Source organism: Tahibacter harae, assembly GCF_024437735.1.
Classification (GTDB): Bacteria; Pseudomonadota; Gammaproteobacteria; order Xanthomonadales; family Rhodanobacteraceae; genus Tahibacter; species Tahibacter harae.
Map to the genome: position 1 here is coordinate 78,907 of NZ_JANFQO010000005.1, position 23,952 is coordinate 102,858.

The 23,952-nt window shown below is 68.7% G+C and carries 18 protein-coding genes; 5 read left to right on the top strand and 13 right to left on the bottom strand.

Going from position 1 to position 23,952, the window contains the following annotated elements:
* Position 1: 1 nt before the first annotated feature.
* The 9 genes from NM961_RS06775 to NM961_RS06825 all read right to left on the bottom strand — a co-directional run bounded on the left by NM961_RS06775 (position 2) and on the right by NM961_RS06825 (position 12,472).
* Positions 2 to 877 (bottom strand): hypothetical protein, encoded by an 876-nt coding sequence (locus NM961_RS06775; RefSeq protein WP_255913163.1) that lies wholly within the window; start codon positions 875 to 877, stop codon positions 2 to 4.
* Positions 877 to 1,749, bottom strand: coding sequence for a glycosyltransferase family 2 protein (locus tag NM961_RS06780; RefSeq protein WP_255913164.1), 873 nt, complete (start codon positions 1,747 to 1,749; stop codon positions 877 to 879). Before NM961_RS06780 ends, NM961_RS06775 begins: the two co-directional genes overlap by 1 nt.
* A gap of 34 nt (positions 1,750 to 1,783) precedes the next feature.
* Positions 1,784 to 3,733 carry a hypothetical protein gene (locus tag NM961_RS06785; protein ID WP_255913165.1) on the bottom strand — a complete coding sequence of 650 codons (1,950 nt, stop codon included), beginning with the start codon at positions 3,731 to 3,733 and terminating at the stop codon, positions 1,784 to 1,786.
* Between the two features lie 99 nt (positions 3,734 to 3,832).
* The gene (locus tag NM961_RS06790) at positions 3,833 to 4,354 is read right to left on the bottom strand and encodes a pilin (RefSeq protein WP_305119067.1); all 522 of its coding nucleotides are present in this window, start codon (positions 4,352 to 4,354) and stop codon (positions 3,833 to 3,835) included.
* 110 nt (positions 4,355 to 4,464) lie between these two features.
* Positions 4,465 to 4,986 (bottom strand): pilin, encoded by a 522-nt coding sequence (locus NM961_RS06800; RefSeq protein WP_305119068.1) that lies wholly within the window; start codon positions 4,984 to 4,986, stop codon positions 4,465 to 4,467.
* A 388-nt stretch (positions 4,987 to 5,374) separates the two neighbouring features.
* On the bottom strand, positions 5,375 to 8,380 hold the full coding sequence (locus NM961_RS06810; protein ID WP_255913166.1) for a spermine/spermidine synthase domain-containing protein: 3,006 nt from the start codon (positions 8,378 to 8,380) through the stop codon (positions 5,375 to 5,377).
* A gap of 132 nt (positions 8,381 to 8,512) precedes the next feature.
* A complete protein-coding gene (gene tfpZ / locus NM961_RS06815; RefSeq protein WP_255913167.1) occupies positions 8,513 to 9,256 on the bottom strand; it encodes a TfpX/TfpZ family type IV pilin accessory protein in 744 nt (247 codons plus the stop codon).
* Between the two features lie 65 nt (positions 9,257 to 9,321).
* Positions 9,322 to 10,752 carry a sigma-54-dependent transcriptional regulator gene (locus tag NM961_RS06820; RefSeq protein WP_255913168.1) on the bottom strand — a complete coding sequence of 477 codons (1,431 nt, stop codon included), beginning with the start codon at positions 10,750 to 10,752 and terminating at the stop codon, positions 9,322 to 9,324.
* 79 nt (positions 10,753 to 10,831) lie between these two features.
* Positions 10,832 to 12,472, bottom strand: coding sequence for a sensor histidine kinase (locus NM961_RS06825; protein ID WP_255913169.1), 1,641 nt, complete (start codon positions 12,470 to 12,472; stop codon positions 10,832 to 10,834).
* A gap of 262 nt (positions 12,473 to 12,734) precedes the next feature.
* Between NM961_RS06825 and sucC the strand changes: the two genes are divergently transcribed.
* Together sucC and sucD are read left to right on the top strand one after the other, a co-directional pair.
* The gene (gene sucC, locus NM961_RS06830) at positions 12,735 to 13,895 is read left to right on the top strand and encodes an ADP-forming succinate--CoA ligase subunit beta (RefSeq protein WP_255913170.1); all 1,161 of its coding nucleotides are present in this window, start codon (positions 12,735 to 12,737) and stop codon (positions 13,893 to 13,895) included.
* A gap of 12 nt (positions 13,896 to 13,907) precedes the next feature.
* Entirely contained in the window at positions 13,908 to 14,783 is an 876-nt protein-coding gene (sucD, locus tag NM961_RS06835; RefSeq protein ID WP_255913171.1) for a succinate--CoA ligase subunit alpha, read from the top strand.
* Between the two features lie 87 nt (positions 14,784 to 14,870).
* Here the strand turns inward: sucD and NM961_RS06840 are convergent, their stop codons facing one another.
* Complete coding sequence (locus NM961_RS06840) at positions 14,871 to 16,610, bottom strand: right-handed parallel beta-helix repeat-containing protein (RefSeq protein WP_255913172.1); 1,740 nt, start codon at positions 16,608 to 16,610, stop codon at positions 14,871 to 14,873.
* 131 nt (positions 16,611 to 16,741) lie between these two features.
* Between NM961_RS06840 and NM961_RS06845 the strand changes: the two genes are divergently transcribed.
* Positions 16,742 to 18,373, top strand: coding sequence for an NAD+ synthase (locus NM961_RS06845; protein WP_255913173.1), 1,632 nt, complete (start codon positions 16,742 to 16,744; stop codon positions 18,371 to 18,373).
* Between the two features lie 9 nt (positions 18,374 to 18,382).
* On the opposite strand, the gene glk is transcribed toward NM961_RS06845, so the two are convergent.
* On the bottom strand, positions 18,383 to 19,372 hold the full coding sequence (glk, locus tag NM961_RS06850) for a glucokinase (RefSeq protein WP_255913174.1): 990 nt from the start codon (positions 19,370 to 19,372) through the stop codon (positions 18,383 to 18,385).
* A gap of 244 nt (positions 19,373 to 19,616) precedes the next feature.
* On the opposite strand from glk, the gene NM961_RS06855 reads away from it, so the two are divergent.
* On the top strand, positions 19,617 to 20,303 hold the full coding sequence (locus NM961_RS06855; protein ID WP_255913175.1) for a hypothetical protein: 687 nt from the start codon (positions 19,617 to 19,619) through the stop codon (positions 20,301 to 20,303).
* Positions 20,304 to 20,317: 14 nt separating this feature from the next.
* On the top strand, positions 20,318 to 20,899 hold the full coding sequence (locus tag NM961_RS06860; RefSeq protein ID WP_255913176.1) for a C39 family peptidase: 582 nt from the start codon (positions 20,318 to 20,320) through the stop codon (positions 20,897 to 20,899).
* A gap of 105 nt (positions 20,900 to 21,004) precedes the next feature.
* On the opposite strand, the gene NM961_RS06865 is transcribed toward NM961_RS06860, so the two are convergent.
* Together NM961_RS06865 and NM961_RS06870 are read right to left on the bottom strand one after the other, a co-directional pair.
* On the bottom strand, positions 21,005 to 23,308 hold the full coding sequence (locus NM961_RS06865) for a serine/threonine-protein kinase (protein WP_255913177.1): 2,304 nt from the start codon (positions 23,306 to 23,308) through the stop codon (positions 21,005 to 21,007).
* Between the two features lie 7 nt (positions 23,309 to 23,315).
* A complete protein-coding gene (locus tag NM961_RS06870; RefSeq protein ID WP_255913178.1) occupies positions 23,316 to 23,867 on the bottom strand; it encodes an ECF-type sigma factor in 552 nt (183 codons plus the stop codon).
* Between the last annotated feature and the right edge of the window lie 85 nt (positions 23,868 to 23,952).

Here is a 23,952-nt window from a genome sequence, read left to right on the forward strand (position 1 = left end):
CCTACCGGCGACGGAGGCGGAGCAGTGCGTACAGCGCGTAGCTGAGCAGGTCGGCGGCCAGGCCCAGGGCGCGGAAGCCGGCGGCGAGCACCAGCAGTCCGGCGAACGGCGTGGCATCGTCCAGCAGCAGGGCGATCGCGGTCTCGAATACGCCCAGGCCCTGCGGTGCGAAAAGCGCGGCAAAACCCAGCGCCCAGGCGAGCAGATAGGCGCCGGCCAGTTGCAGCGGCGGGTGCGCGGGTGTGTCGAAGGCCTGCCAGTAGATTGCGAACGCCGCTGCGGCCAGGCACCAGAACAGGCTGCTGACCGCGAGCAGGCGCGCATACACGCCCAGGCCCAGGCGCTGGCTGCGCAGCGCGGGCAGCCGGCGCAGGGCCAGCGGCGGCAACAGCACGAGGGCCAGCCCCAGCGCGAGGCCGATCTGCACCGGCAGCGCGGTGCCCGCGGCCAGCAGCGCAGCCGAGCCCAGGGTCAGCGCCAGTGCAAACGGGACGGCGTTCTCCAGAAATACCAACAGCGGCAATTGCGCCTTGTCCACGCCCAGCGCGTGGAAGTCCGCCGCCTTGGTCACGGTATGCCAGATGCCGCCGGGCAGGTAGCGCGCCGGCAGCCGCGCGACGTGAATGCGCAGCGCGTCGGCGTAGGCGAGCGGCGCGCCGCCGCGGCGCAGGATCAGGTGCGCGTACAGCGGCGTCAGCAGATGCAGGCTGGCCCACAGCGGCAGCGCCAGCAGCAGCGGCGCCAGCTGCGCCTGCCGCAGCGCTGCGGCCACCGCGTCGCGCGCGCTCCAGGCGGCGGCGGCGAGGAACAGCAGGGCCAGCGGCGTCGCCGCTGCGCGCAGCCAGTGCAGCAGTCGCCGGGCGGCGGGCGCCGGCATCAGGCTTCCGGCTTGCGCTGGCGGCCGACGCGGTAGCGGGCGAGGAAGGCGCCGGGCAGGGCGAACAGGGCGACGGCCTTGTCCAGCGCGGAAAGCTCGGCGCCGAGAATCGTCCGGGTCAGCGCCAGCGGCAGCGCCAGCAGCGGAAAGCGCCGCGCCAGCGGCGTGCCTGCGATGCGCGTTTCGGCCGAGGCGTAGCGGCGCAGCTTGTCGGCATGATCCTGTTCGACGCGGAATTCGCGCCGGTACCAGGTGGCGCCTTCCGCATGCAGGAACTCGCTGCGCAGGGCCATGCGCGCGAGCAGCACCAGATCGCCGCCGACCATGTTGGGCAGGCTGCCGCAGGCGTGGATGGCCTGGCGCCGCATCAGGCCCATGACCGGATGCATGTTGCCCCAGAAGATGGTGAAGAAGCGCGCCAGCGGCGCCAGGCCGCGCGTATCGGCATAGCCGGATTCGCGCGCCAGCGGCTGGCCCTCGCCGTCTATCCAGCGCGAACCGGCGTAGGCCAGATCCGCCTGCGGATGCGCCTGCAGCCGCGCGGCGCAGGCCGAGACCAGGTTGGGTGTCCACAGGTCATGGCCGCCGGCCCACATGAAATAGTCGCCCTGCGCCAACTGCAGCACGTGCAGGAAATTCTCGGTCGCGCCGCGGTTGCTCCCGGCGCGCTCCAGGCGGATGCGCGCATCTTCGCGCGCGTGGCGTTCGCAGATCGCCAGCGTGCCGTCGCTGGAGGCGTTGTCGGAGACGATGATCTCCAGCCGCGGATAGTCCTGCGCGCGCAGGGAGGCCAGTGTCGCGTCGATGTAGCGCGCCTCGTTGTAGACGGGCAGGCCTATGCTGACCAGCGGCAGGGTTTCGGCGTGGGACAAGCGCAAGGTTTCCGTTGGACGGCCAGTTTCAAGCTTACGTGCTGGGCGCTGCCGGCGCGACGGGCAGATGCTGTTCCAGCAGTGCGCGCAGCTCCGCCAGCTCGCGGTCCAGGCTGCCGCGTACGTTGAGGCGCGCGAGTTCGGCGATGCCGGCTTCGGCCTGCGCGCGCCGGCCGTAGGAAATCTGTATGCGTATCAGGGTGACGCGATAGCTCGGTTCGCCCGGCGCGGCGGCAACCGCCGCGGCGGCGCTGCGTTCGGCCAGATCCCATTCCTGGCTGACGTTCCAGGCAAAGTCGGCATGGATCATCAGCAGATCGCCCGAATGCGTGGGATGGGCCAGGGCTGCGTCGAACACGGCCTTGAGCCGGTCGAACGGCAGCACGCAGGCGCCGCCGCGCACGCAGCGTTCCAGCGCGCCGAGCGCGGCGATGTCCTGTACGTCGGGCGGGTAGGCGCGCAGCTTGGCTTCCATGCTTTGCCACCAGGCGTCGGCGACGGGTTCGTGATTGACCGCGCTGGTCACGATCAGACTCTGCTCGGGCAGTACCGAGGCGCGCGGCAGCGCGGCAGCCTGTTGCAGCACCGCGTAGGCCTCGCGGGTCAGCGGATGGCCGGGCGCGTAGTTGGCGCGGAGCAGCAGCTGGCGGCCCAGTTCAAACCGGGCCCGGGCCGAGTCCTGCGCGCGGGCGTCGATCTCACGCGCCTGGCGCAGCGGATCTCCCCAGGCGTGGGCCGTCAGCGCGGTCAGTGCAGTCCACCAGGCCGCAAGCAGTCCCAGCGCGATCCAGCGCGCGCCGTGGGCGGGCAGCCGCTGCGGCGCGGCGGCCAGCGGCGGTATCACGGCCAGCAGCAGGCCGAAGCTGGGGAAGTAGTTGCGGTGCTCGTAGATCAGCTCCAGCGGCAGCACCGTGCCGGTAAGGAGGTGGCCGGCGAAGTACAGCGCGATGCCCAGCGCTGCCAGCGCGGCGCGGCGCCGCAGCCACACCGCGAGCGCCAGCAGGGCCGCGATGGCGCAGAGGCTGGCGAACGTCGTCCAGGGGCTGAAAAGACCGGCGGAAATCTGGAAATTGTCGTGATAGAACGACAGCGCCCGCGGCGTCGGCAGCAGGGTCCAGCCGATGTAGTCGAGCAGGATGCGCGCTTCGCTGAGCAGCCGCGTGGCGAGGGTGAAATCGCGGGCGGCCCAGGTCGCGGGACGCAGCACCCAGGGCAGCAGCCACAGGCTGGCCGCGATCAGTGCCGGAATCAGCAGCAGGGCGAATAGTGCGACCAGGCGCCGGTCGCGTGCCGCCGCGCCGGCGCGGCGGAAGCGGAACACGCACAGTTCCAGCAGGAAGGCGAACAGCGGCAGCGGCGCGGCAGATTCCTTGGCCAGCACGCCCAGCAGCGGAAACACAGTCAGCGCGATCAGGCAGTACAGCAGGCCGCGGCGGTCGCTTCCCTGCAGCTGCGATTGGCGGCCCAGCGTGTACAGCAGCAGCCCGCCCAGCACGAACAGGTTGGCCAGGCTCTCCATGCGCTGGACCACGTACAGCACCGCGGTCAGGTTGATCGGCAGCAGCAGCCAGGCGCCGGCGATCAGCGCCGCGGTGCGGCGCGTGGATTCCTCATCGGCTGCGCTGTCCGTTGCGGCCAGCAGGCGCCGCGCCAGCAGCCAGACCAGCCAGCCGTTGAGCAGATGGACGAGCAGGTTGACCGCCTTCCAGCCGAACGGCGCCAGCCCGCCGGCGAGATAATTGGCAACGAAACTCAGCGAGGCGAGCGGGCGCTTGAGCTGGCTCGCCGGCGACGACAGCGCGGCGCGGGCGATGGATTCGGCGTCAAGCCGCGCGGGCTGCACATCGGTGTTGTCGACGATGTTGGCGTAGTCGTCGAAGAACCAGCCGCCCTGCAGGCCCGGAAGATATACGGCGATGCAGAGCAGCAACGCTCCGAGAAGCCACAAGGTCGAGGGCCGCGGCCACTGGATGTCGGAACGCATGCGGACAGCCTAGGGGCAGGGCGCGCAAACCGCAATGCGCGCCCCTGCGCAGGGCGCCGGGTCAGTGCGGATCCGATGCGTGAAAAAGGACCTGTCGCCTCAGCGGCATTCCGTCGGCACGAAGCGTGACGGCATATCGCCGCCGCCCACGGTGAGCATGTTGCGGCCGGTCGCGGTAACGCTGGTTTCCGAGGTGCAGGCCCAGTCCACCGAGCCGTACTGATTCGACGACAGCAGGGCATAGCCGCCGGAAGTGAGCACCTGCGGCGTGTAGACGATGGTCTTGAGATTCAGCGGGGGCGGAATGCCGTTGGTCGCATCAGCCGCATAGGCGATGCGCACCGCACCGGTGGCCGGGTCGATGGAGACGTTGTCGACGTACTTGGACTTGGTCAGTCCGGAGTTGAAGGACGCTGCGGCAGAGCTCATGCTCAGCACGCCGCCGCTCAGATAGCCTACTGTCACGGTTTCGCGTGCCGTGGCGGCGGCAATGGTGCCTTCGGCCAGCTTGGCGCGAATCGCGTAAAGCTGGTATTGCGGCAATGCAATGGCGGCGAGTATCGCAACAATAGCGACCACCACCATCAATTCGATGAGGGTGAAGCCTTGCGTGGTCTTCATAGCTGCTCCGAGAGTTCGGAGAGTTGGCTTGCACGTGCCATCGCTGGCTTCGTCAAAAACGGGTCCTGCGTTGCGCAGGACCCGTAGAATCTACCTAGACAGCGAGGCGATTAACGGCACTCGGCCGGAGCGTACTTCGGCGGCAGGTCGCCGGCGGTGATCGCACCGAACAGACGGCCCGAAGCGGTCACGGTGGTGGCCGAACCGCAAGCCCAGTCGATCGGACCGACCGAGGTGGCAGCCAGACCGACCTTGTTGATGTTCGGGGTCAGGATGATGGTCTTGTCGTTCAGCGGGGGCGGGATACCGTTGTCGGCGTTGCCGCGGACCTTGTAAGTCACCGCGCCGGTGACCTTGTTCACGTTGATTTCGTTGACGTACTTGGACTTGGTGGAAGCATTGCCCGGAGCGTATTCAGCAGCAGCGCTCTCGACGCCCAGCATGCCGCCGGACTGGAAGCCTTCCGACACGGAGGTCTTGGCGGCGGTGGCGCCGACCATGCCTTCCGAGATCTTCGAGCGGATCGCGTAGTCCTGATAGGCCGGCAGCGCGATGGCGGCCAGGATGGCGATGATCGCGACGACGATCATCAGCTCGATCAGGGTGAAGCCCTTCATCTTATTGATTTTCATGTGAATCCTCATTTGGTCAGCTAACCAGTGTTGCCCCTGAAGCTTCGGTGGGTCCCCGATGGGACTGTCCGTTCCCCAGACGGGGGCCGAAACCTCAGAGCGTTCAGAGCATATTCCATGCCATGGCCATTTGCGGCCGCCGAGTCCCGGCAGGCCGTTCAGGTTGCGACATAGATCTCGTTTCGGGAGGCAGAGCTGGCGAGGCGCGTCAGAATCTGACATTCCTGCGCCGTTCCTGGCCGAAAACTTGTCCGCTACCTGTTCGATCCGGCCATCGCAAGTTCAATGCCAGGCCAGCGGAGCGCCAGCTGAAACAAATCGGCACAGGGACAAAGAAAAAGCCCCGCTCGGGGCGGGGCCTGAATGCAGATGGCAGAGTGCCCGGCTTCTACCCTTTGCGGGCGTTTTCCAGGGTTGCGTGGACGCGCAGGTAGCGCAGGTAGTTCAAGGTGTCCGGGAAAGTGGGTACATCCTTGCCGATCTTGTCGTCGATTTCGATGGCGCCGCTGAAATCCTTGTTTCCGATGGCCGCGAGCATCGCCGTGCGCAGCAGCCAATCCTGCACCCGCGGCAGCAACTGCTTGCGATCGCCGGAAAGCAGGGCCGATGCCTGCTGCTGCAGTTGCGGCCAGTCGTCGCGGGCCAGGGCGGCGGCCAGGTCCAGCGCCGCTTTCACGTCCGGAGCCTGGTTGTCGCAGGTGATCCAGGCCGGCTTGTCCCACAACCTGCGCCGGTGTTCGGCCTCAAGATAGGGAATGGTGGCGATGGCGGTGGAAAAGATCTGCAGATAAGCGCTCTGGAGATCGCCCGGCGTCGCGCAGCGGCCCGCGATTTCCCGCACGTAGACCAGCAGTGCGGTATCGCCCGCGTCGACCTTGCCGCTGAGGAGCTGGTCGTTGATCAGCGCGTCGGCCATGGCCGACGCGCGGTGCACGCGGGCGGTGTAATGGTAGGTTGGGTTGAGTTCGATCTGGTCCGCGCGCGGGGCCGGCAGGCCGCCTATGACTTCGCGGTAAGGCAGGTCCGCTCCCGGGAGGTTGTAGATCGTCGACGCCATCTGGTTGATGAAGCGCGCCCGCGGTGCGTCCAGCGACAGCACCGGATAGAAGTCCGAATTGACCCTTCGCGAGAGCGAGTCGAACAGCGCGCCCAGGGATTTGCGGTCGCCCAGCTGGTGCGCCTGCAGGTCGGCCAGGGTGCCTACGCCTACGCGCTTCATGATGGCCTGCAGCTCCGGATACTTGAGCGCTTCCTCGTTCACATTGCCGAAGCTGCCTTCGACGCGAGCCAGAATCAGCATGTCCGAGGCATTGGCGAGGTAGACGCGATAGTCGCTGAAGCTGCCCGACAGGCTGCGCATGATGGTGCCGACGAGTTCGTCGTTGGTCTCGTAGATCTGCACCCACTGTACGAACAGGCCGTCCTTGTTGAGATGGCGCGGGACGAACTTGTAGAACTCCTCGCTGAACAGGCTGGATACGCCGGAGATCCACGGGTTCGACGGCTCCGACAGGATGATGTCGTAATGCAGCTGGTTGGCGGCGAAGTAGGTCTTGGCGTCCTCGATGTGGATGTGCGAGCGCGGATCCTCGTAGGCGCGCCTGACGTGCGAGCCGAACAGTTTCGCGCCTTCGACCATGGCCGGTTCGATCTCGATGGTGTCCACCCGTTCCAGGCGCGGATCACCGAGCAGGGCGTGAGTGGACAGGCCCGAGCCGAAGCCGATCACGGCCGCCGTCTTGGGCTGCGGGTGATACAGCAGCGGCAGGGCGCCGGCCAGCACCATGGTGATCTCGTCAGCCGAAGGCTTGCCGCTGTCGTCCATGCGGATGCCCGCGTCCACCTTGCCGTTGGTGGCGATGGAGCGCGTGCTCATTGCCTTGGAGGAGAACACCGCGATGCTGGCGGTCTTGCCATCGCGGTAATAGTCGATGTTCTGGTCCGCCTTGACGATGCTGGCATTGCCGTGGCGGTAGACGCCCGATGCCATGGACGCGGGATCGAAGCGCGCCGCGACCAGGGTGATGACGACGGCGACGAGGCTGATTGCCGCCGAGGCGGCATAGGAGCGGCTGCTGTACGGCGTGCCGCGCGGACGCAGCAGTACGACGCCCAGCACCAAGTCGCCTGCGGCGGCAATGATCATCGCCAACTTGAGGCCGAGCAGCGGAATCAGCAGATGCACGGCGCAGAACACACCGACGATGGCGCCGATGGTGTTGGTGGCGTAGATGCGGCCCACGCTGGCCTCGCCGCCGCCGGCGCGCAGCAGTGCCAGGGTGAACAGCGGCAGGGTCATGCCGGCGAAGAAGGCCGCCGGCGCCATGATCAGCATGGCGATTACGGCGGTCACGGTGTTGTACATGTCGTAGGACGCCGAGGAGCGTCCCAGCGCGTTGAGGAACCACGCGACCCACTCGAAGGAATGGTCGTAGAGGATCAGGCTGGCCAGCGCGGCCAGGCCCATCAGCACCTGCACCCAGCCGCCGGCGCGCGCCGCGTCGGCGTAGCCATCGGCGCGCTTGCGGATGTACAGGCCGCCGAAGGCCAGGCCGCCGATGAAGGCGGTGAGCATCAGCTCGAACGCATGCACCGTGGCGCCGAAGGCCATGCTGAGCATGCGGATCCAGCCGATCTCGTAGACGAAGGAGGTGGCGCCGGTGATGAAGGCGGCGAGCAGCAGCAGGCGCTCGACCGGCGGGCGGCGCGTGCTGGCGCCGGATGCCGCGGTGGCGGGGACGGTCTCGGCCTCGCGCGACATCAGGAACGCGATCAGCGCGACGACGACGTTGAGGATGGCGCCGAAGCGCATCGCGCCGGGCATGCCGATGGCGGGCAGCAGCACGAAGGTGGCGAACAGCGCACCGAAGGCCGCGCCTATGCTGTTGGTGAAATACAGGCCGCCGAGGACCGAACCGTTGCCCACGTCCAGGCGCCGCATCAGGCCGTTGCTCATCAGCGGGAAGGTGGTGCCCAGCAGGATGGCCTGGGGCAGGATCAGCAGCGCGCCGCTGGTCCACTTGAAGCTTTGCACGGCCCAGCCGCCGGGCATGGCGGGGAAGGCCGAGTCATAGGCGAAGGCGGTGACGCCGAGGAATATCGGATGGAACAGGGCGCCGGCGATGCCGATGACCAGTTCGACCAGGGCGTAGGCGCGCAGCAGGTTGCCCCATTTCAGGCTGTAGCGGCTGGCCCACCAGGCGCCGATGGCCATGCCGCCCATGAAGATCGCCAGCACCAGACTCTGGGCATAGGCCGCATGGCCGAGATAGAGCCCGAGGTACTGCGACCATATCGACTGGTAGATCAGGCCGGAGCAGCCCGACAGCGCAAAGATGATGAGCAAACCCGTGCCGAACCAGCGCCGCGTACCGCCTGCGTCCCCTTCCGCCATGTCGAATCCTCCGTTAAGTCCGGTGAGGATACGCGAAGCCGCTTGCACCCGTCAGGCGAACAGGCCCGCAGTTGCGCAATGCAGGCGACGCTTGTCCGGCGGCCGATACCGTACGGCGGAAGCCGTCGCGGCTTACCAGGGATCGATGTCGAGGGCGCCCAGCGGCTGGCCGCTGCGTTTGTCCATCAGCATGGTCAGGCTGGCGTTACGCGCCATGACGGGCAGCCAGACGACGTCGTCCCTGCTGCGGCCGTTGCGCGCCAGCCAGGCGTTCACTTCGGCATCGACGTCGGCATCCTTGGGGCGCAGCTTGTCCAACGGCTGCGCGCGTTCCAGCAGCGACTGGACCCCCTCTTCGTAAGGAACGTAGTATTTGGGCAGGCGTTCCAGATCCTTGCCCTCCAGGCCGGAGAACAGCAGCTTGGTGCGTTCGGCCGGATCGTCGGGACGTTTGGTTGCGACCAGCAGCGCGCCGGTCCAGGAGAGGCGGCGGAACTGCGCATGGCGCGCCTCGGCCAGATCGGCCGCTTCGATGTCCTTGGCGCTGACCAGGTTGAAACGGTCGATGGCGCCGACCAGGAACACCGGCCGGGTACCGGTGATCACATGCAGGCCATAGACCAGGGCCGCGGCCTGCAGAACGGCGATCACGGTGAGATCGAATTTCAGCCCGCGCTTGCCGGACTTGAAGATGATGAGCGTGAGCAGCGGCCCCAGGGTCAGGTCTATGCCGAACAGCAGTAGCACCAGCTTGTCCGCGCCGGCGGCGTGGAAATACGGCGGCGGAAACCACAGGCCGAACAACAGGCCGAATACGAGCCCGCCGGCCAGCAGGCTGAGAAGGGAGTGAATGGCGGCGGCTTTCCAGCGCGACATCGGGGCATTCCGGTCAAGAATTCAGTGCGCAGCGCAGAGCAAACAACGCGCCAACACCCGCGTCCCTATTCGATGCCCAGACGCTCCAGCCGGTAGCGCAGCTGGCGCAGGGTCAGGCCCAGCTGCTTGGCCGCGGCGGTGCGGTTCCAGCGCGTGGATTCCAGCGCCTTCATGATCGCGGCGCGCTCGGTCTCGGCCACGGCGGCGGCCAGGTCGGCCGGTATCGCCATCTCGCCGGTGGCGTTGAATGCCGCGGGCGCGGTGTTGCCGGGCGGGGCATGGGCAGGGAATTCGGCGGCGCCGGCGGTGCGTTCGGCCATGGCGCTGCGGTCGTAGGTTTCCGCCGGCGCGGCCGGCAGCAGGCGCAGGTCGTCGATGTCGATGCTGCGGTTCTCGCACAGGGCCACGGCGCGCTCCAGCACATTTTCCAGTTCGCGCACATTGCCGGGGAAGTTGTAGCTGAGCAGGGCCTTGAGCGCCTCCGGGCGCAGCTTGGCCGGCGGCTCGCCGCTGTCGCGGGCCAGCCGTTCCAGCACGCGGCCGACCAGCTTGGGTATGTCTTCCTTGCGTTCGCGCAGCGGCGGCACGCGCAGCTCGATGACGTTGACGCGGTAGAACAGGTCCTGGCGGAACTGGCCCAGCTCGACCAGACGGGCGAGATTCTTGTGCGTGGCCGAGAGGATGCGCACGTCCACCGCGATCTCGCCGCGGCCGCCGATCGGACGCACGGATTTTTCCTGGATCACGCGCAGCAGCTTGACCTGCATGTGCAGCGGCAGCTCGGCCACTTCGTCCAGGAACAGGGTGCCGCCCTGGGCTACCTGGAACAGGCCGTCCTTGTCCGCATGGGCGCCGGTGAAGCTGCCTTTCTTGTGGCCGAAGAACTCGCTTTCCATCAGCTCCGACGGAATCGCGCCGCAGTTGACCGGCACGAAGGCGCCGCCGGCGCGCGGGCCCAGTTCGTGGATCTGGCGCGCGACCAGTTCCTTGCCCACGCCGGATTCGCCGCTGATGTAGACCGGCGCCTGACTGCGCGCGAGCTTGGCGATGGTGGCGCGCACCTGTTCCATGGCCGGCGAATCGCCGATGAGCTTGCTTTCGACCAGGCTGGTGCCGCTGCGGCGTTCCTCGCCCAGTTTCAGCGCGGTCTGCACCAGGCGGCGCAGCATCGCCAGATCGACCGGCTTGGACACGAAATCGAAGGCGCCGGCCTTGAGCGCGACCACGGCGGCGTCGACATTGCCGTAGGCGGTGATCATGGCGATCGGGGTTTCGGGATACTGGCGCGAGACCAGCTCGATGATTTCCTGGCCGGAGCCGTCGGGCAGGCGCATGTCGGTGAAGCACAGGTCGAACTTGCGCTCGGCCAGCCGCAGGCGCGCCTCGGCCACGCTGCCGGCGGTGGTCACATCCAGGTTCATGCGACCCAGGGTGATGGTCAACAACTCGCGGATATCGCGTTCGTCGTCGATCACCAGAGCGGTCTGTCTACTCATCGCCTATGCAATCCTGCCTGCCGTCCGCCCCCGAGGCGGCAGGGTAATGCGCAGGGCCTAGCGGGTAAAGACATGGCCCTCAAGCGCGCCCCGCCGGAGCTGCGATCTGCGTCACAAGCGTGATGCGGAAACAGCTGCCGCCGCCGGCCACCGGCACGTATTCCAGCGCGGCCTGGTTGGCCTCGCACAGCTGGCGCGCCAGGTAAAGGCCGAGCCCGGTGCCGTATTCGTGCGTGGTGAAGAAGGGTTCGAAGATCTGCGCGGCGACCTTGGGCGGTATGCCCGGGCCGCGGTCCACCACTTCGACCACCGGCGGCCCCTTTTCGCCGATCATGCGCGCCACCACCGCGACCCGGGCCGGTTCGCCGGGCAGGCGGCCGTAGCGGATCGCGTTCTGCACCAGGTTCCAGACCACCTGCTGCAGCTGCTGTGGATCGAACAGGCCGTCGATCAGGCGCGGCTGGGTCACCGCGCGCAGCAGGTCCATGCCGAGGTCGTTGCTGGCCTTGTATTCCTCGACGAAATTGTTGACCCAGGCGTTCACGTCCACGAGTTCGGGCCGCGAACGCTCGCGCCGCGACAGCTGCAGGATGTTCTCGACCACGTCGTTGGCGCGGGCACAGTGGTTGTTGATGATCTCGACCATGCGCTTGTCGGCGTCGACCAGGTCTTCGGATTCGGCCAGCAGCTGGGCCGAATAGCTGATCGCCGCCAGCGGGTTGCGGATCTCGTGCGCAATCGAGGCCGATAGCCGGCCCAGCGAACTCAAGGTCAGTTCCTCGGCCCGGCGCGACACCAGCGAGGTGTCGTCCAGGAAGATGAGCACATTGGTGGTTTCGTTCGGGCTCAGGCGGGTGAAGCGCGGCAGCACTTCGGGCACATCCTCGGCCAGGGCTACGGCGCGGTTCTCGGTCTTGCCCGTGGTGCGCCAGTGGTACAGGCGGCGCGAGAGTTCGGGCGCGACGGTGCCCAGGTCGCGCAGGTCGGGCTTGGGGCTGCCTATCAGCATCCAGGCCGATTCGTTGATCTGGTGGATGCGGTTGGCGTCGTCGACCACGAGCACGCCGGTCTTCATGCGCCGGATGATCATGTCATTGACCTGGGACAGGTTGGCCAGGTCGGTGCCGCGCTGCTCGGCCAGGGCCTCGGTGGCGCGCATCTGGCGGCCCAGCACGGTGAACATGCCGTAGGAGGCGAGATAGGCGGTGCCGAACAGCAGCGATTCCAGCGGACCTATCTCATAGTGCGCATCGTAATAACGCACGATGTTCACACCCAGCACCAGCGCCGCGGCGCCGAACACGGCCAGCATGCCGGCAATGCGCGGCGGCAGCAGCAGCGCGCCGGCGCCGATGTTGAACATCAGCAGGATGGCGATGCCCGACTGCGGCTCGTTGATGCTGGCGATGGCCAGCACCGTGGCGACGATGTCGCAGACCAGGGCCAGCGAGACCATGCCGGTCACGTGCCGCAGCATCTGGCTGGTGCGCAGGAACAGGATGGTGGCGAAGGCCAGGAACAGCAGGGCGTTGACCTGGCCCAGCAGCGGGAAGCGCAGGTCTATCCAGGTCACCGCCAGCGGGCTGAAGGCCAGGCCGGTGTAGATGCAGGCCTGCAGCACCCGGAACAGGTTGAAGAAATAGAGTTCGCGCCGGGTCGCCTCCCCGGTCTTGGCCGAACCCACCGAAATGATGCTGCGCGGCCTTGCGACGGTTGCCATGGGGCGGCAGGGTCGCCAGTTTTGCCCGGATTGGCAAGGGCGCGCGGCCCGCGCGGGCGCCCGTCCGGCGCCGGCCTAGCCCAAGGTCGGGTACGCCAGACTTTCCTTTGACCCGCCCTTTGCCCAGAATACGCGCCCATTCTGCCGGGGCGCGGTCGCGCCCTGGTCGCGCAGCAACCGGGAAGCCAGCTCGCGTCGGCGCGCCGCGCCGGCATCGGCTTCCTCGCCCAGCAATCCGTTTCATTTCCCGCAAGGTGTTCGCATGAACTTCCACGAGTACCAGGCCAAAGAACTGTTTGCCGAGTACGGCATCGCCGTGCCCGCCGGCAAGGTCGCCGCCACGCCGGAGGCCGCCGTCGAGGCAGCCAAGGCGCTGGGTGGCGAACAGTGGATGGTCAAGGCCCAGATCCACGCCGGTGGCCGCGGCAAGGCCGGCGGCGTCAAGTTCTGCAAGTCGCTGGACGAGGTCAAGGCCGCCGCCGCCGGCATGCTCGGCCGCAACATGGAAACCTACCAGTCCGCCGGCCGCGCCCTGCCGGTGAACCTGGTGCTGGTCTCCGAGGCCAACGACATCGTCAAGGAGCTGTACCTGTCGGTGCTGGTGGACCGCTCGACCAAGGCCGTCACCTTCATCGCCTCCTCCGAAGGCGGCGTGGAGATCGAGAAGGTCGCCGAGGAAACCCCGGACGCGATCCAGACCCTCGACGTGAACTACGTGCAGGGCCTGCAGCCCTACCAGTGCCGCAAGCTGGGCTTCGCCCTGGGCCTGTCGGCCAAGCACGTCAACCAGCTGACCAAGATGATGCTGGGCCTGTACAAGCTGTTCAACGATCAGGACCTGGCCCTGGTCGAACTCAACCCGCTCGCCATCGTCGGCAGCGGCGACCTGATGGCGCTGGACGGCAAGGTCAATTCCGACGACAACGCCGAATTCCGCCATCCCAGGCTCGCCGCCATGCGCGACGAGTCGCAGGAAGACGCGGCCGAGGCCATCGCGGTCAAGCACAACCTCAACTACGTCACCATGGACGGCAACATCGGCTGCATGGTGAACGGCGCCGGCCTGGCCATGGCGACCATGGACGTGATCAAGCTCGCCGGCGGCGAGCCCGCCAACTTCCTCGACGTGGGCGGCGGCGCCACCAAGGAGCGCGTGTCCGAAGCGTTCAAGCTGATCCTCTCCTCCGACAAGGTGCAGGCCATCCTGGTCAACATCTTCGGCGGCATCGTGCGTTGCGACATGATCGCCGAGGGCATCATCGCCGCGGTCAAGGAAGTCGGCGTCAAGATCCCGGTGGTGGTGCGCCTGGAAGGCACCAATGTGGAAAAAGGCCGGGAGCTGCTGGCCAACAGCGGCCTGAAGATCACCCCGGCGACCGATCTCAACGATGCGGCCCAGAAAGCCGTCGCGGCCGTAGCGTAAGGAAATCGACCCATGAGCGTTTTGATCAACAAGAACACCAAGGTCATCTGCCAGGGCTTCACCGGCCAGCAGGGCACCTTCCACTCCGAACAGGCCGTGGACTATGGCACCCGCCTGGTCGGCGGCGTGACACCGGGCAAGGGCGGCACCCAGCACATCGGCCTGCCGGTGTTCAACACCGTGCAGGACGCGGTCGATGAAACCGGCGCCGATGCGTCGATGATCTTCGTGCCGCCGCCGTTCGCGGCCGACGCCATCCTCGAAGCGGCCGATGCCGGCATCAAGGTCATCGTGGCCATCACCGAAGGCATTCCGGTGCTGGACATGCTGCGCGTCAAGAACGCGCTCAAGGGCTATCCGGACGCCGTGCTGATCGGCCCGAACTGCCCTGGCGTCATCACCCCGGGCGAATGCAAGATCGGCATCATGCCGGGCCACATCCACAAGCCGGGCAAGGTCGGCATCGTGTCGCGCTCGGGCACGCTGACCTATGAAGCCGTGTTCCAGACCACCAACGCCGGCCTGGGCCAGTCCACCTGCATCGGCATCGGCGGCGATCCGATCAACGGCCTGAACTTCATCGACTGCCTCAAGCTGTTCCAGGACGACGCGCAGACCGAAGGCATCATCATGGTCGGCGAGATCGGCGGCAGCGCCGAGGAAGAAGCGGCCGATTTCATCGCCGAATACGTGACCAAGCCCGTCGTCGCCTTCATCGCCGGCGCTTCCGCTCCGGCGGGCAAGCGCATGGGCCATGCGGGCGCCATCATCTCCGGCGGCAAGGGTACGGCGGCGGCCAAGTTCGCCGCGCTGGAAAAGGCCGGCGTGACCACGGTCAAGTCGCCGGCCGACCTGGGCAAGGCGATAACCGCGCGTCTGGGCGGCTGATTCCAACGCAATTGCTGTAAACGGAAAGGCCGCGGAGCGATCCGCGGCCTTTCTGCGTTTTGCGTCTGCGGCGTTGCGCGCCGGGGTTCAGCCCGCGGCCGGATCGTCGGCGAAATCGTCGGCAAACAGCTGGTCGTTCTCGAACGCGCCGGCGTCGCAGGTGCCGAACCGGTTGGGCTTGGCCTCGTCGCGGCAGCGCGGGCGCAGGTCGCGATCGCGGTAGCGGGCGGCATAGGCCGAGCTGTCGCAGAAGTCGGTCAGCGGCGAGTTGAAGCGCGGGCGCCAGCCGTTGGCCGCGCCCGGGCGCAGGAACAGGTTGTTGTTCACGATTTCGGGCACGGTGTAGCTGCGCGTATGCGTGCCGGTGCCGGGCAGGCCGCCGCCGTCGCGCACCACGGCGCAGTCGCTGGTGTGGGCGCTGTACATGGTCCAGCCGTAGGGCGAATCGAGAAAGGCCGAGCTGTACACCGCCAGGGTGGTGCCGCTCTGGCCGATCAGGTCGATGGCGGCGCGTTCGATGCTGTCGGTGCCGCGGCGCAGGTTGTCGACAAAAGTGGTGTAGGCCAGGCTCAGGTCCGGCGGCGCCGACGGCAGCTGATAGCTGGCACGGATCAGCGCGCCGGCCTGGCCGCTGATGTCGACGGCGCGGTTGCCGGTGAACAGCACGCCCTCGGTGCGCAGCACCGAGGCACCGTCGACCAGTACGGCCGCGGCGTCCTGGGCCCGGTTGTCGCGCACGATGGCCTGCGACAGCTCAGCCACGGCGCCGCTATACAAGGCCAGCGCGCCGCCGCGCGTGCCCGTGCTGACGCCGTCGCCGGCGCGGTTGTTGCTGAGGCGGGTACATTCCTTCGCCGGCGGGCAATACCAGGCGCGGTCGGCCGGCGCGTCGCGCAGCAGGGACAGGCGCGCCCCGTTGGTGGCGGCGATGCCGCCGCCGGCCGGTGCGTTGTTGCCGTCGACGATGAGTTCGCGCGCCTCCATCAGCGCAGAACTGCCGATCAGCAGGATGCCCCCGCCCAGCGTACCGGCGCTGTTGCCTTCGACCCACGCGCCGTTCACGTCGTTGCGCGGCGGGATGGCGACGGGATTGCCCACCAGCAGTGTGCCGTTGCTGAGGTAGATGCCGCCGCCGGCGCCGCCGGCGGTGTTGTTGGCTATGCGCACGTTGTCGGACTCGATATGCAGCGCGCTGTCGTTGATGTTCAGCCCGCCGCCGCTGCCGGCCGCGGTATTGCCGAGGATGCGCGTGCCGTTGCGCAGCAGCACCCGGTAGTCGCCGTCGGGCGCCGGACCGCGCCGCGCGTAAATGCCGCCGCCGCGGTTGGCGCGGTTGCCGCTCAGCTCGGTCTGAATCAGTTCCAGCGTCACGTAGGTCAGCGTGCCCGGGCTGAGCTGGATCGCGCCGCCGTCCACGGAAGGGCTGCCGCCGCCGCTCAGGCGCAGATCAATCAGGGTTACTTCGTATTCGCCGGCCGTGGCCGGTTCGATGCGCAGCAGCGGATCGGTGCCATTGCCGTTGATGAGCGCATACGGCTGGAATTCGTCCGCGCCCAGGCCGCAGGTGGAGAAACCGCCGCGGATCTCCACCGACTGGCTGGCAATGCGCAAGGCCTGGCCGGTATAGGCGGCGCCGTTGGTGACGATGATGATGTCCAGCCCCGGGCCGTTGAGCTGGGCCGACTGCAGCGCGGCGGCGATGCTGGTATGGGTGCAGCCGTACTGATCGTCGGCTGCGCCGACGGTGAACAGTTCGGCGTGGCCGGCACCCGCGGCGAGCAGGCCGGCCAGTGCGCAGAGCCGCGCGATCGGGTTGGCGAAAGACATCAGGAACACCTGCGGATGGCTGCGCAAGATTGCGTCGGCCTTCTGTTACGCAGTGGCGCGGCGCGGACCCGAACGTGGCGGCGGGGCGGCTGGGCTATGATGCGGCCCTCCTGTCCGTACGCCGCGATGCCATGGCCGCCCTACGTCTTGCTCTCGCCCAGTTCGATTTTCCGGTAGGCGCGGTACTGCAGAACGAAAAACGCATACTCGAACTGATCGCCGAGGCGCGCGACGTACACGGCGCCGGGCTGGTGCTGTTTCCCGAACTGGCCCTCAGCGGCTATCCGCCGGAGGACTTGCTCTACCGTCCCGGTTTCCTGGCCGAATGCCAGGCGGCGATACAGCGCATCGCCGCCCAGGTCAGCGGCATCGTCGCCGTGGTCGGCTGGCCCGAATCGGCCGGTGCGGTGGTCTACAACGCGGCCAGCGTGCTGCGCGACGGCGCGGTGGAACGCACCTACCGCAAGCGCGAGCTGCCCAACTACGCGGTGTTCGACGAGCGCCGCTATTTCGAGACCGATCCCGACGGCGAGCCCTGCGTGGTCGCGGTCGACGGCGTGCAGGTCGGCCTCATCATCTGCGAGGACCTGTGGTTCAGCGAGCCGCTGGCGGCCAGCGTACAGGCCGGCGCCGAGCTGGTGCTGGTGCCCAATGCCTCGCCGTTCGAGCGCGACAAGCACGCCCAGCGCGACGCCCTGCTGGCCGCGCGCGTCGCCGAGGCGCGCGTAGGCCTGGCCTATCTCAACGTGGTCGGCGGCCAGGACGCGCTGGTGTTCGACGGCGCCTCGGTGCTGGCCGACGGCGACGGCCATATCCATGCCGCCGCGGTCGCGTTCGAGGATCACTGGCTGCTGGCCGACTACGACAGCGCCACGCGCCGCTTCGCCCCGCGCCGCTGGCCGGCCGAGGCCGACGAAAGCCGCGATTCGCTGGCCTGGCGCGCGATCGTGCGCGGCACCCGCGACTACTGCCGCAAGAACGGTTTCAGCAGGGTCTGGCTGGGCCTGTCCGGCGGCATCGACTCGGCCCTGGTGCTGTGCATCGCGGTGGATGCGCTGGGCGCGCAGAACGTCACCGGCGTGCGCATGCCCTCGCGCTACACATCCGGCCTGAGCAACGACCTGGCCGACGAACAGGCGCGCGTGCTGGGCGTGAAGATCATCGAAGTGCCGATAGAGGCCCCGTTCCGCGGCTTCCTCGACGCGCTGGCGCCGCATTTCGCCGGCTCGGCCGTGGACACGACCGAGGAAAACCTGCAATCGCGCAGCCGCGGCGCCATCCTGATGGCGCTGGCGAACAAGTTCGGCGGCCTGGTGCTGACCACCGGCAACAAGAGCGAATACGCCGTCGGCTACGCCACCATCTACGGCGACATGTGCGGCGGCTACGCGCCGATCAAGGATCTGTACAAGACCGAAGTTTTTGCGCTGGCGCGCTGGCGCAACGCTATCGCCGGTGCGCCGGTGATTCCCAACGAGGTGATTACGCGGCCGCCTTCGGCGGAGCTGCGCGAGAACCAGACCGACCAGGATTCGCTGCCGCCCTACGACGTGCTCGACGCCATCCTGCTGCGCCACGTCGACCAGGAGCAGTCGCGCGACGAGATCGTCCGCGCCGGCTTCGACGCGGCCACGGTGGACCGCGTACTGCGCCTGGTGCGCATCAGCGAGTGGAAGCGGCACCAGTCCGCGCCGGGGCCGAAGGTGTCGCGCCGGGCGTTCGGGCGCGAGCGGCGCTATCCGATCACGTCGGGCTGGCGCTGAGGCGCGGTCTCAACCGCCGTCGCGCTGGTCCAGGGCGATGCCGGCGGCGCCGAGCAGGCCCGGATTGGGATGGCGCACGGCGACGGTGGGAATCTGTTTCATGGTCGGCGTGAAGCGGCCCTTGGCGTCAAAGCGCGGGCGGAAGCCGCCGCGGCGCAGGGTGGGCAGCAGCGGATCGAGCAGGCCGCCGGCGAGGAATACGCCGTCCCAGGCGCCGTAGGCCAGCACCAGGTCGCCGGCGATGGCGCCGAGGATTTCGCCGAACAGGTCCACCGCGCGCACGGCCTGGGCGTCGCTGGCATCGGTCGCGGCCTGCATCACCCGCTCGGGCGTATCCGCGCGCCGCGGGGCGCCGGCCAGGGCGCAGATCGCGCCGTAGAGATTGACCAGGCCGCTGCCGCAGATCACGCGCTCATTGGAGACGCGGCCGTAGTCGCGGCGCAGCTCGTTGAAGATGGCGATTTCCTCGTCCGTGCCCGGGGCGAAGCTGAGATGGCCGCCTTCGGTCTCCAGCACGATGGCGCGGCCGCCGCGCAGCAGCAGCGCGCCCACGCCCAGGCCGGTGCCGGGCCCGACCACAGCGACGCAGCGGTCGCGGCGGCCGTCGAGTTCCGGCGCAGGCGGCGTGCCCAGGATTTCCAGATCCTCGCCGCGCAGCAGCGGCAGGCTGCGGCTCTGCGCGGCGAAATCGTTGACCACGCGCACCGAGTCCATGCCCAGCTGTGAGGCCACCGTCGCGGCCGAAACGCTCCAGGGCAGGTTGGTCAGCCGCACCTCGCCTGCATCGACCCGGCCGGCAATCGCAAACACCGCCTGCGGCGGGCGGGCGCCGACCTCATCCAGATACTTCGCCGCGGCTTCCCCCAGCGACGAGTGCTCGGCCGCGCGATAGCGGCGGACGCTGCCGGCACGCAGCGGCACCTCGGCCGATTCGCACAGGGCGAAGCGCAGGTTGGTGCCGCCTATGTCGGCGAGCAGGATGAGGTTGGCATCGGACATTGCCGGTTTCCTACAGGCGGACCCGCAAGCATAGCTGCGCCCGCGACCCCGCGCAGCCGCCGTTCCTGCATCCCATCCCCAATCCCCCGTCCCCACTCCCGGCCCTTTGGCGGGATTCGCCGCGAAACCGTGTTCTTAGCGACTGGGGAGTGCCATCCGGGGAGCGGGGGCGTCCTGCGTGCGGCAGCTGCCGGGCTTCGGCCCGCGGCCGGCCGCGTCCATCCAGTGCAACGTAGGAGTGAACATGAAAAGCAGATTTCTGATTCCGGCAGGGCTGGCCCTGCTGGCCGGCATGGCCTGCACCGCCCAGGCGGCGGTACCGCTGGCCGAGGCGGATTTCGCCGCCCCCGCGGCGCGCGTGGAAACCCCGGCGCGCAGCAGCGCGGCCGCCGCGCTGCGCCAGTTCGCGGCGCAGTTCCGCGGCGAGGCCGGCAGCCTGCCGCCGGGCTTCCCGCTGCAGGTCGGCGATGTGGCCGAGCTGGCCGATGCCAGCCTGGGCTACGGTTTTCAGGTCTACGACGTGGACGCCAACAGCCTGGCCGCCGGCAGCGGCCTCAGCGCCGCGGCGCGGGCCACCGGCACCTGGCGCTTCGCGGTGCTGCGCGGGGGCCGTCCCATCGGCCTGGTCACCCTGGTGCAGGAGGGTGACCAGTGGCAGGCGGTGTCCTTCGGCGGCGCCGGGCTGGTGCAGGAAATGGATGCGATCGTGCAATCCCAGGCGCGCGGGACCCAGCTGCGCTATCTGCGCCTGCCCCAGGCCACGGCGGATTTCATCGAAGTGCGCAGCGGCGACAAGGCCGCGCGCTTCGCACCGCTGCGGGCGGCGCGCGAAGCGCTGCTGCTCAAGGCACGGGTGGGCGATGGCCTGATGGCCGAAGCCGAACTGCTGCCTGAACTGCGCGATGCCGTCGCGCGCAACGTCGAACGCTGAAGCCGGGAGCCTCCATGAAAGCCATTCTCCGTCATGCCGTGCTCGCCGCCCTGCTCGCCGCCAGCGCCAGCAGCTCCGCCGGGTACCGTTATCTCAACGTGAACCTTGTCACCCAGGAACACAGCAACTGGTGCTGGGCCGCAGTCGCGGTCGACGTGCTGCGCTGGTACGGCTCCAATCCCAGCCAGTGCGGGGTGGTCAACTGGGCCTACGGCCGCAACGACGCCTGCGGCAACAGCGTATTCAACTGGAACTCCGGCGCGAACACGCCCAACGGAATGTACGGCCAGCGCGGCAGCATCCAGGCCATCCTGTCGAACTGGGGACTGTCCAGTTCCGGCTACGGCTACGCGCTGAGCTGGAACGCCGTGGTCAACGACGTCAACGCCAACCGGCCTTTCGTGATGCGCTTCGGCTGGTACAGCGGCGGCGGCCACTTCATCGTCGGCTACGGCTACGACGACCGCAGCGGCACCCAGCGCGTGGCCTATATGAACCCCTGGCCGGGCGAGGGCTATACCTGGTCCAACTACAACTGGACCGTGTCGGCCGCCTACGACCACAGCTGGACCCACACCTTGCGCATGAACCGCTGAGGCCGGGCAACGGGTGCGCCGGCCGGATAGAGGGAGGGGTCCCTTGGGAATCCGGCCGGCGTCATCCTGGATTTGTCGCTTTTGTGATTTGTCCGGAAATTGCCGTCACGGCGCGCCGGCCAGCAGCCGGCGCGCCTGCTCGATCTGGTTGGCGCGGCAGTCCGGGCTGTCGCCGAGGCGGTCCAGGGCGGCGGCGAGCAGGGCCTGTCCCTGGGTACGGCCGGCCAGGCTCAGGGCCAGGCCGCGGCCCAGCTGCAATATGGTCAGGCGCTGGTGCTGCGGCGCGTACAGCGGCTCGGCCGCGGCGATCGCGGCGTCGAACAGCTCGATCGCGGCGGCGTAGCGCTGCTGCGCCAGGGCCAGGTCGGCGCGGTTTTCCAGCACGATGGCCTGTACGAACGGCGTCGCCGCGCCGGGCGCCTGCAGGATGGCGTCGGCCCGGTCCAGCGCCTGCGCGGCGCCAGCCGTATCGCCCTGGCGCAGCAGGGCCATGCCGAGCACGGCCAGGCTCATCGCATGCCAGGGATGTTCCTCGCCCATTATCTGCGCCCGGCTCGCCGCGGCCAGGCGCAGCCATTCCACGCCTTCGGCGCGGCCGGCGCAGCTCAGCGCAAAGCCCAGATCGTGAGTCACCGTCAGCGTGGTCGGATGATGGGCGCCGTAGCGCAGGCTGAGCTGCTGCTGCAATTCGCGCAGCAGGGTCACGGCCTCGTCGTAGCGGCCCAGGCCGACCAGGGCGGTCTCGATGGCGATATGCGTTTCCAGCGTGAACGGATGATCCGCGCCGCGCCCGGCGATGTAGATGTCGCGCGCCTGCTGCGCGTGCTCCAGCGCCGGCGCGAAATGGCCCAGGCGCGATTCGCACAGGCTTAGGCCCATGTAGGTGTCGGCGCGGGAATCCGGCGGCATCTGCGCGGTGCGCGGCAGCAGGGCGAGGAAGCGCTGCTCGCACAGGATGAATTCCTCGCGCAGGAAGGCAGCGCGGGCGATCTGGTTGTCGATATCGGCGACCAGCACGGCCGTCTCGCCCAGCGAGGCGGCGGCGTCGGCGCGCAGCGCGCGCAGGTCGTTCTCGTTGTGCGCCAGGTTCTGCGCGCCTATGCGCACCTGGCTCTGGATCAGGCGCGCCTGCAGCACGCTGGCATGGCCGCTGCCGCGCGCTTCGCCCAGGCGCGCGATGGCGCGGCCCAGGGCGATCTCGGCCAGTTCGTAGCGGCCCAGGCCGGCCAGGGAGCGGCCCAGGCTGAGGTCGATCTCGCCGGCGACCTCGGGCATGCCGGACAGGCGCTGCTCGACCTTTTCCAGCGCGCCGGCCATCAGCTCGGCCACGCGGATGTCGCCGCTGCCGTGCTGCAGCGGGTCGGCGCCGGGCAGGAAATCCTCGTTGATGAAGCGGTTCACCGCCTGGGCCACTTCGCGCGCCTGCTCGGCCGCGTCGCGCTGGCGCGCGAGCTTGAGCATGAAGCCGGCGATCACGGCGAAGAACGCCGTCAGCGCCAGGCCGGCGGCGAGCGATCCCAGCGGATAGGCCTGCAGCAGCAGATGCGCGCGATGCAGCAGGCTGGGCGGCCGCGCGCCCACCGGCTGGTAGGCCAGCAGCCGGCGCAGGTCGGCCTGCAATGCCGAGGCGGTGGCGTAGCGCCGGGCCGGGTCGTCGGCCATGGCCTTGGCCACGATCGCGCCCAGATCGCGCGGCGCCGGCCCGCGTCCCGCCGCCAGAACTTCGTGCAGCAGCCGGCCCAGCTGCCAGACGTCGGACGCCACCTGGGGCACGGCGCCGGCCAGTTGTTCCGGGCTGGCATAGCCCGGCGTGAAGGCGCGCCGGGCGTCGGTATCCGACAGCAGCGTGGCGATGCCGAAATCCAGCAGCTTGGCGCGGCCGTCGGCGTCCACGCGCACATTGTCCGGCTTGATGTCCCGGTGCAGCAGCAGGCGGCCGTGGGCGAACTGCACCGCATCGACCACCGGCAGCAGCAGCTGCACGCATTCGCGCCAGCCCAGGCCGTGCGCGGCCGCGTGGCGATCCACGGCTTCGCCTTCCACATGCTCCATCGCGAACCAGAGATGGCCGTCCTCGCCGTGGCCGCCGTCGAGCAGGCGCGCGATATGCGGATGGCGCAGGCCGGCGAGGATCTGGCGCTCGTGCCGGAACAGCTGCAGCGCGGCCGTGTCCAGACGGCCCTGGGGCAGCCATTTGATGGCGACGTCCTGCTCGTACTCGCCGTCGGCGCGGCAGGCCAGATAGACGATGCCCATGCCGCCGCGGGCGATCTCGCGCACGATGCGGAACGGCCCCAGCGTGGCGCCGGGCTGCAGTTCGGCCAGGCCGGCCGAATGCAGCAGGCTGCGCACCAGCGCACCCTGCAGCAGCCGGCCTGGTTCGAACATGCGCTCGATCAGGCCGGACATGGCGGCGTCACGCCACCAGCAGGTTCTGCAGACGCTCCCGCGCCTGGGCCCACAGCCGCTGTACCGAGCGCAGCGGGATGCGCAGGGCTTCGGCGGTCTCCACTTCGGTCAGGCCGCCGAAGATGCGGCAGTCGACCACGCGCACCAGGCGCTCGTCCTCCTTGCCCAATTGTTCCAGCACGGATTCCACGCCCAGCAGTTCCTCGGCCTCGCGGTCGGCGGCGAGGTCGTGCTGGTCCAGCGTGGTGTGTTCGGCGCCGCCGCCGCGCTTGGCCGCCATGCGGTCGCGGGCGTGGTTGACCAGGATCTGGCGCATGGCGCGCCCGGCCAGGGCGAGGAAGTGCGAGCGGTTGCCGATGCCGTTCTCGCCGCCGCTGCCGGCGATGCGCAGGTAGCACTCGTGCACCAGCGCGGTGGCGTTGAGGGTATTGGCCTTGCCCGAGGTATTGGCGCAGCGCGCCAGGCGCAGCAGGTCGTCGTAGAGCAGGGCGACGACCTGTTGCCAGGCGGCTTCGTCGCCGCCGTGAGCCTGCTCCAGCAACAGCGTGATCTGACTCATGCCTATTCCCCGTCAGCGGCGGCCAGGCGGGGAAGCCTGCATCCCCGGAACACTACGCAGGCGGAGTTTATCGCCTGCGCCGGGC

Coding starts and splice junctions, on each gene's coding strand:
- NM961_RS06840 (WP_255913172.1), bottom strand. CDS start 16,610: ATGTCTTTCGCCAACCCGATCGCGCGGCTCTGCGCACTGGCCGGCCTG.
- NM961_RS06855 (WP_255913175.1), top strand. CDS start 19,617: ATGAAAAGCAGATTTCTGATTCCGGCAGGGCTGGCCCTGCTGGCCGGC.
- NM961_RS06775 (WP_255913163.1), bottom strand. CDS start 877: ATGCCGGCGCCCGCCGCCCGGCGACTGCTGCACTGGCTGCGCGCAGCG.
- NM961_RS06790 (WP_305119067.1), bottom strand. CDS start 4,354: ATGAAGACCACGCAAGGCTTCACCCTCATCGAATTGATGGTGGTGGTC.
- NM961_RS06810 (WP_255913166.1), bottom strand. CDS start 8,380: ATGGCGGAAGGGGACGCAGGCGGTACGCGGCGCTGGTTCGGCACGGGT.
- NM961_RS06870 (WP_255913178.1), bottom strand. CDS start 23,867: ATGAGTCAGATCACGCTGTTGCTGGAGCAGGCTCACGGCGGCGACGAA.
- NM961_RS06800 (WP_305119068.1), bottom strand. CDS start 4,986: ATGAAAATCAATAAGATGAAGGGCTTCACCCTGATCGAGCTGATGATC.
- NM961_RS06860 (WP_255913176.1), top strand. CDS start 20,318: ATGAAAGCCATTCTCCGTCATGCCGTGCTCGCCGCCCTGCTCGCCGCC.
- NM961_RS06825 (WP_255913169.1), bottom strand. CDS start 12,472: ATGGCAACCGTCGCAAGGCCGCGCAGCATCATTTCGGTGGGTTCGGCC.
- NM961_RS06865 (WP_255913177.1), bottom strand. CDS start 23,308: ATGTCCGGCCTGATCGAGCGCATGTTCGAACCAGGCCGGCTGCTGCAG.
- tfpZ (WP_255913167.1), bottom strand. CDS start 9,256: ATGTCGCGCTGGAAAGCCGCCGCCATTCACTCCCTTCTCAGCCTGCTG.
- sucD (WP_255913171.1), top strand. CDS start 13,908: ATGAGCGTTTTGATCAACAAGAACACCAAGGTCATCTGCCAGGGCTTC.
- NM961_RS06845 (WP_255913173.1), top strand. CDS start 16,742: ATGGCCGCCCTACGTCTTGCTCTCGCCCAGTTCGATTTTCCGGTAGGC.
- NM961_RS06820 (WP_255913168.1), bottom strand. CDS start 10,752: ATGAGTAGACAGACCGCTCTGGTGATCGACGACGAACGCGATATCCGC.
- NM961_RS06785 (WP_255913165.1), bottom strand. CDS start 3,733: ATGCGTTCCGACATCCAGTGGCCGCGGCCCTCGACCTTGTGGCTTCTC.
- sucC (WP_255913170.1), top strand. CDS start 12,735: ATGAACTTCCACGAGTACCAGGCCAAAGAACTGTTTGCCGAGTACGGC.
- glk (WP_255913174.1), bottom strand. CDS start 19,372: ATGTCCGATGCCAACCTCATCCTGCTCGCCGACATAGGCGGCACCAAC.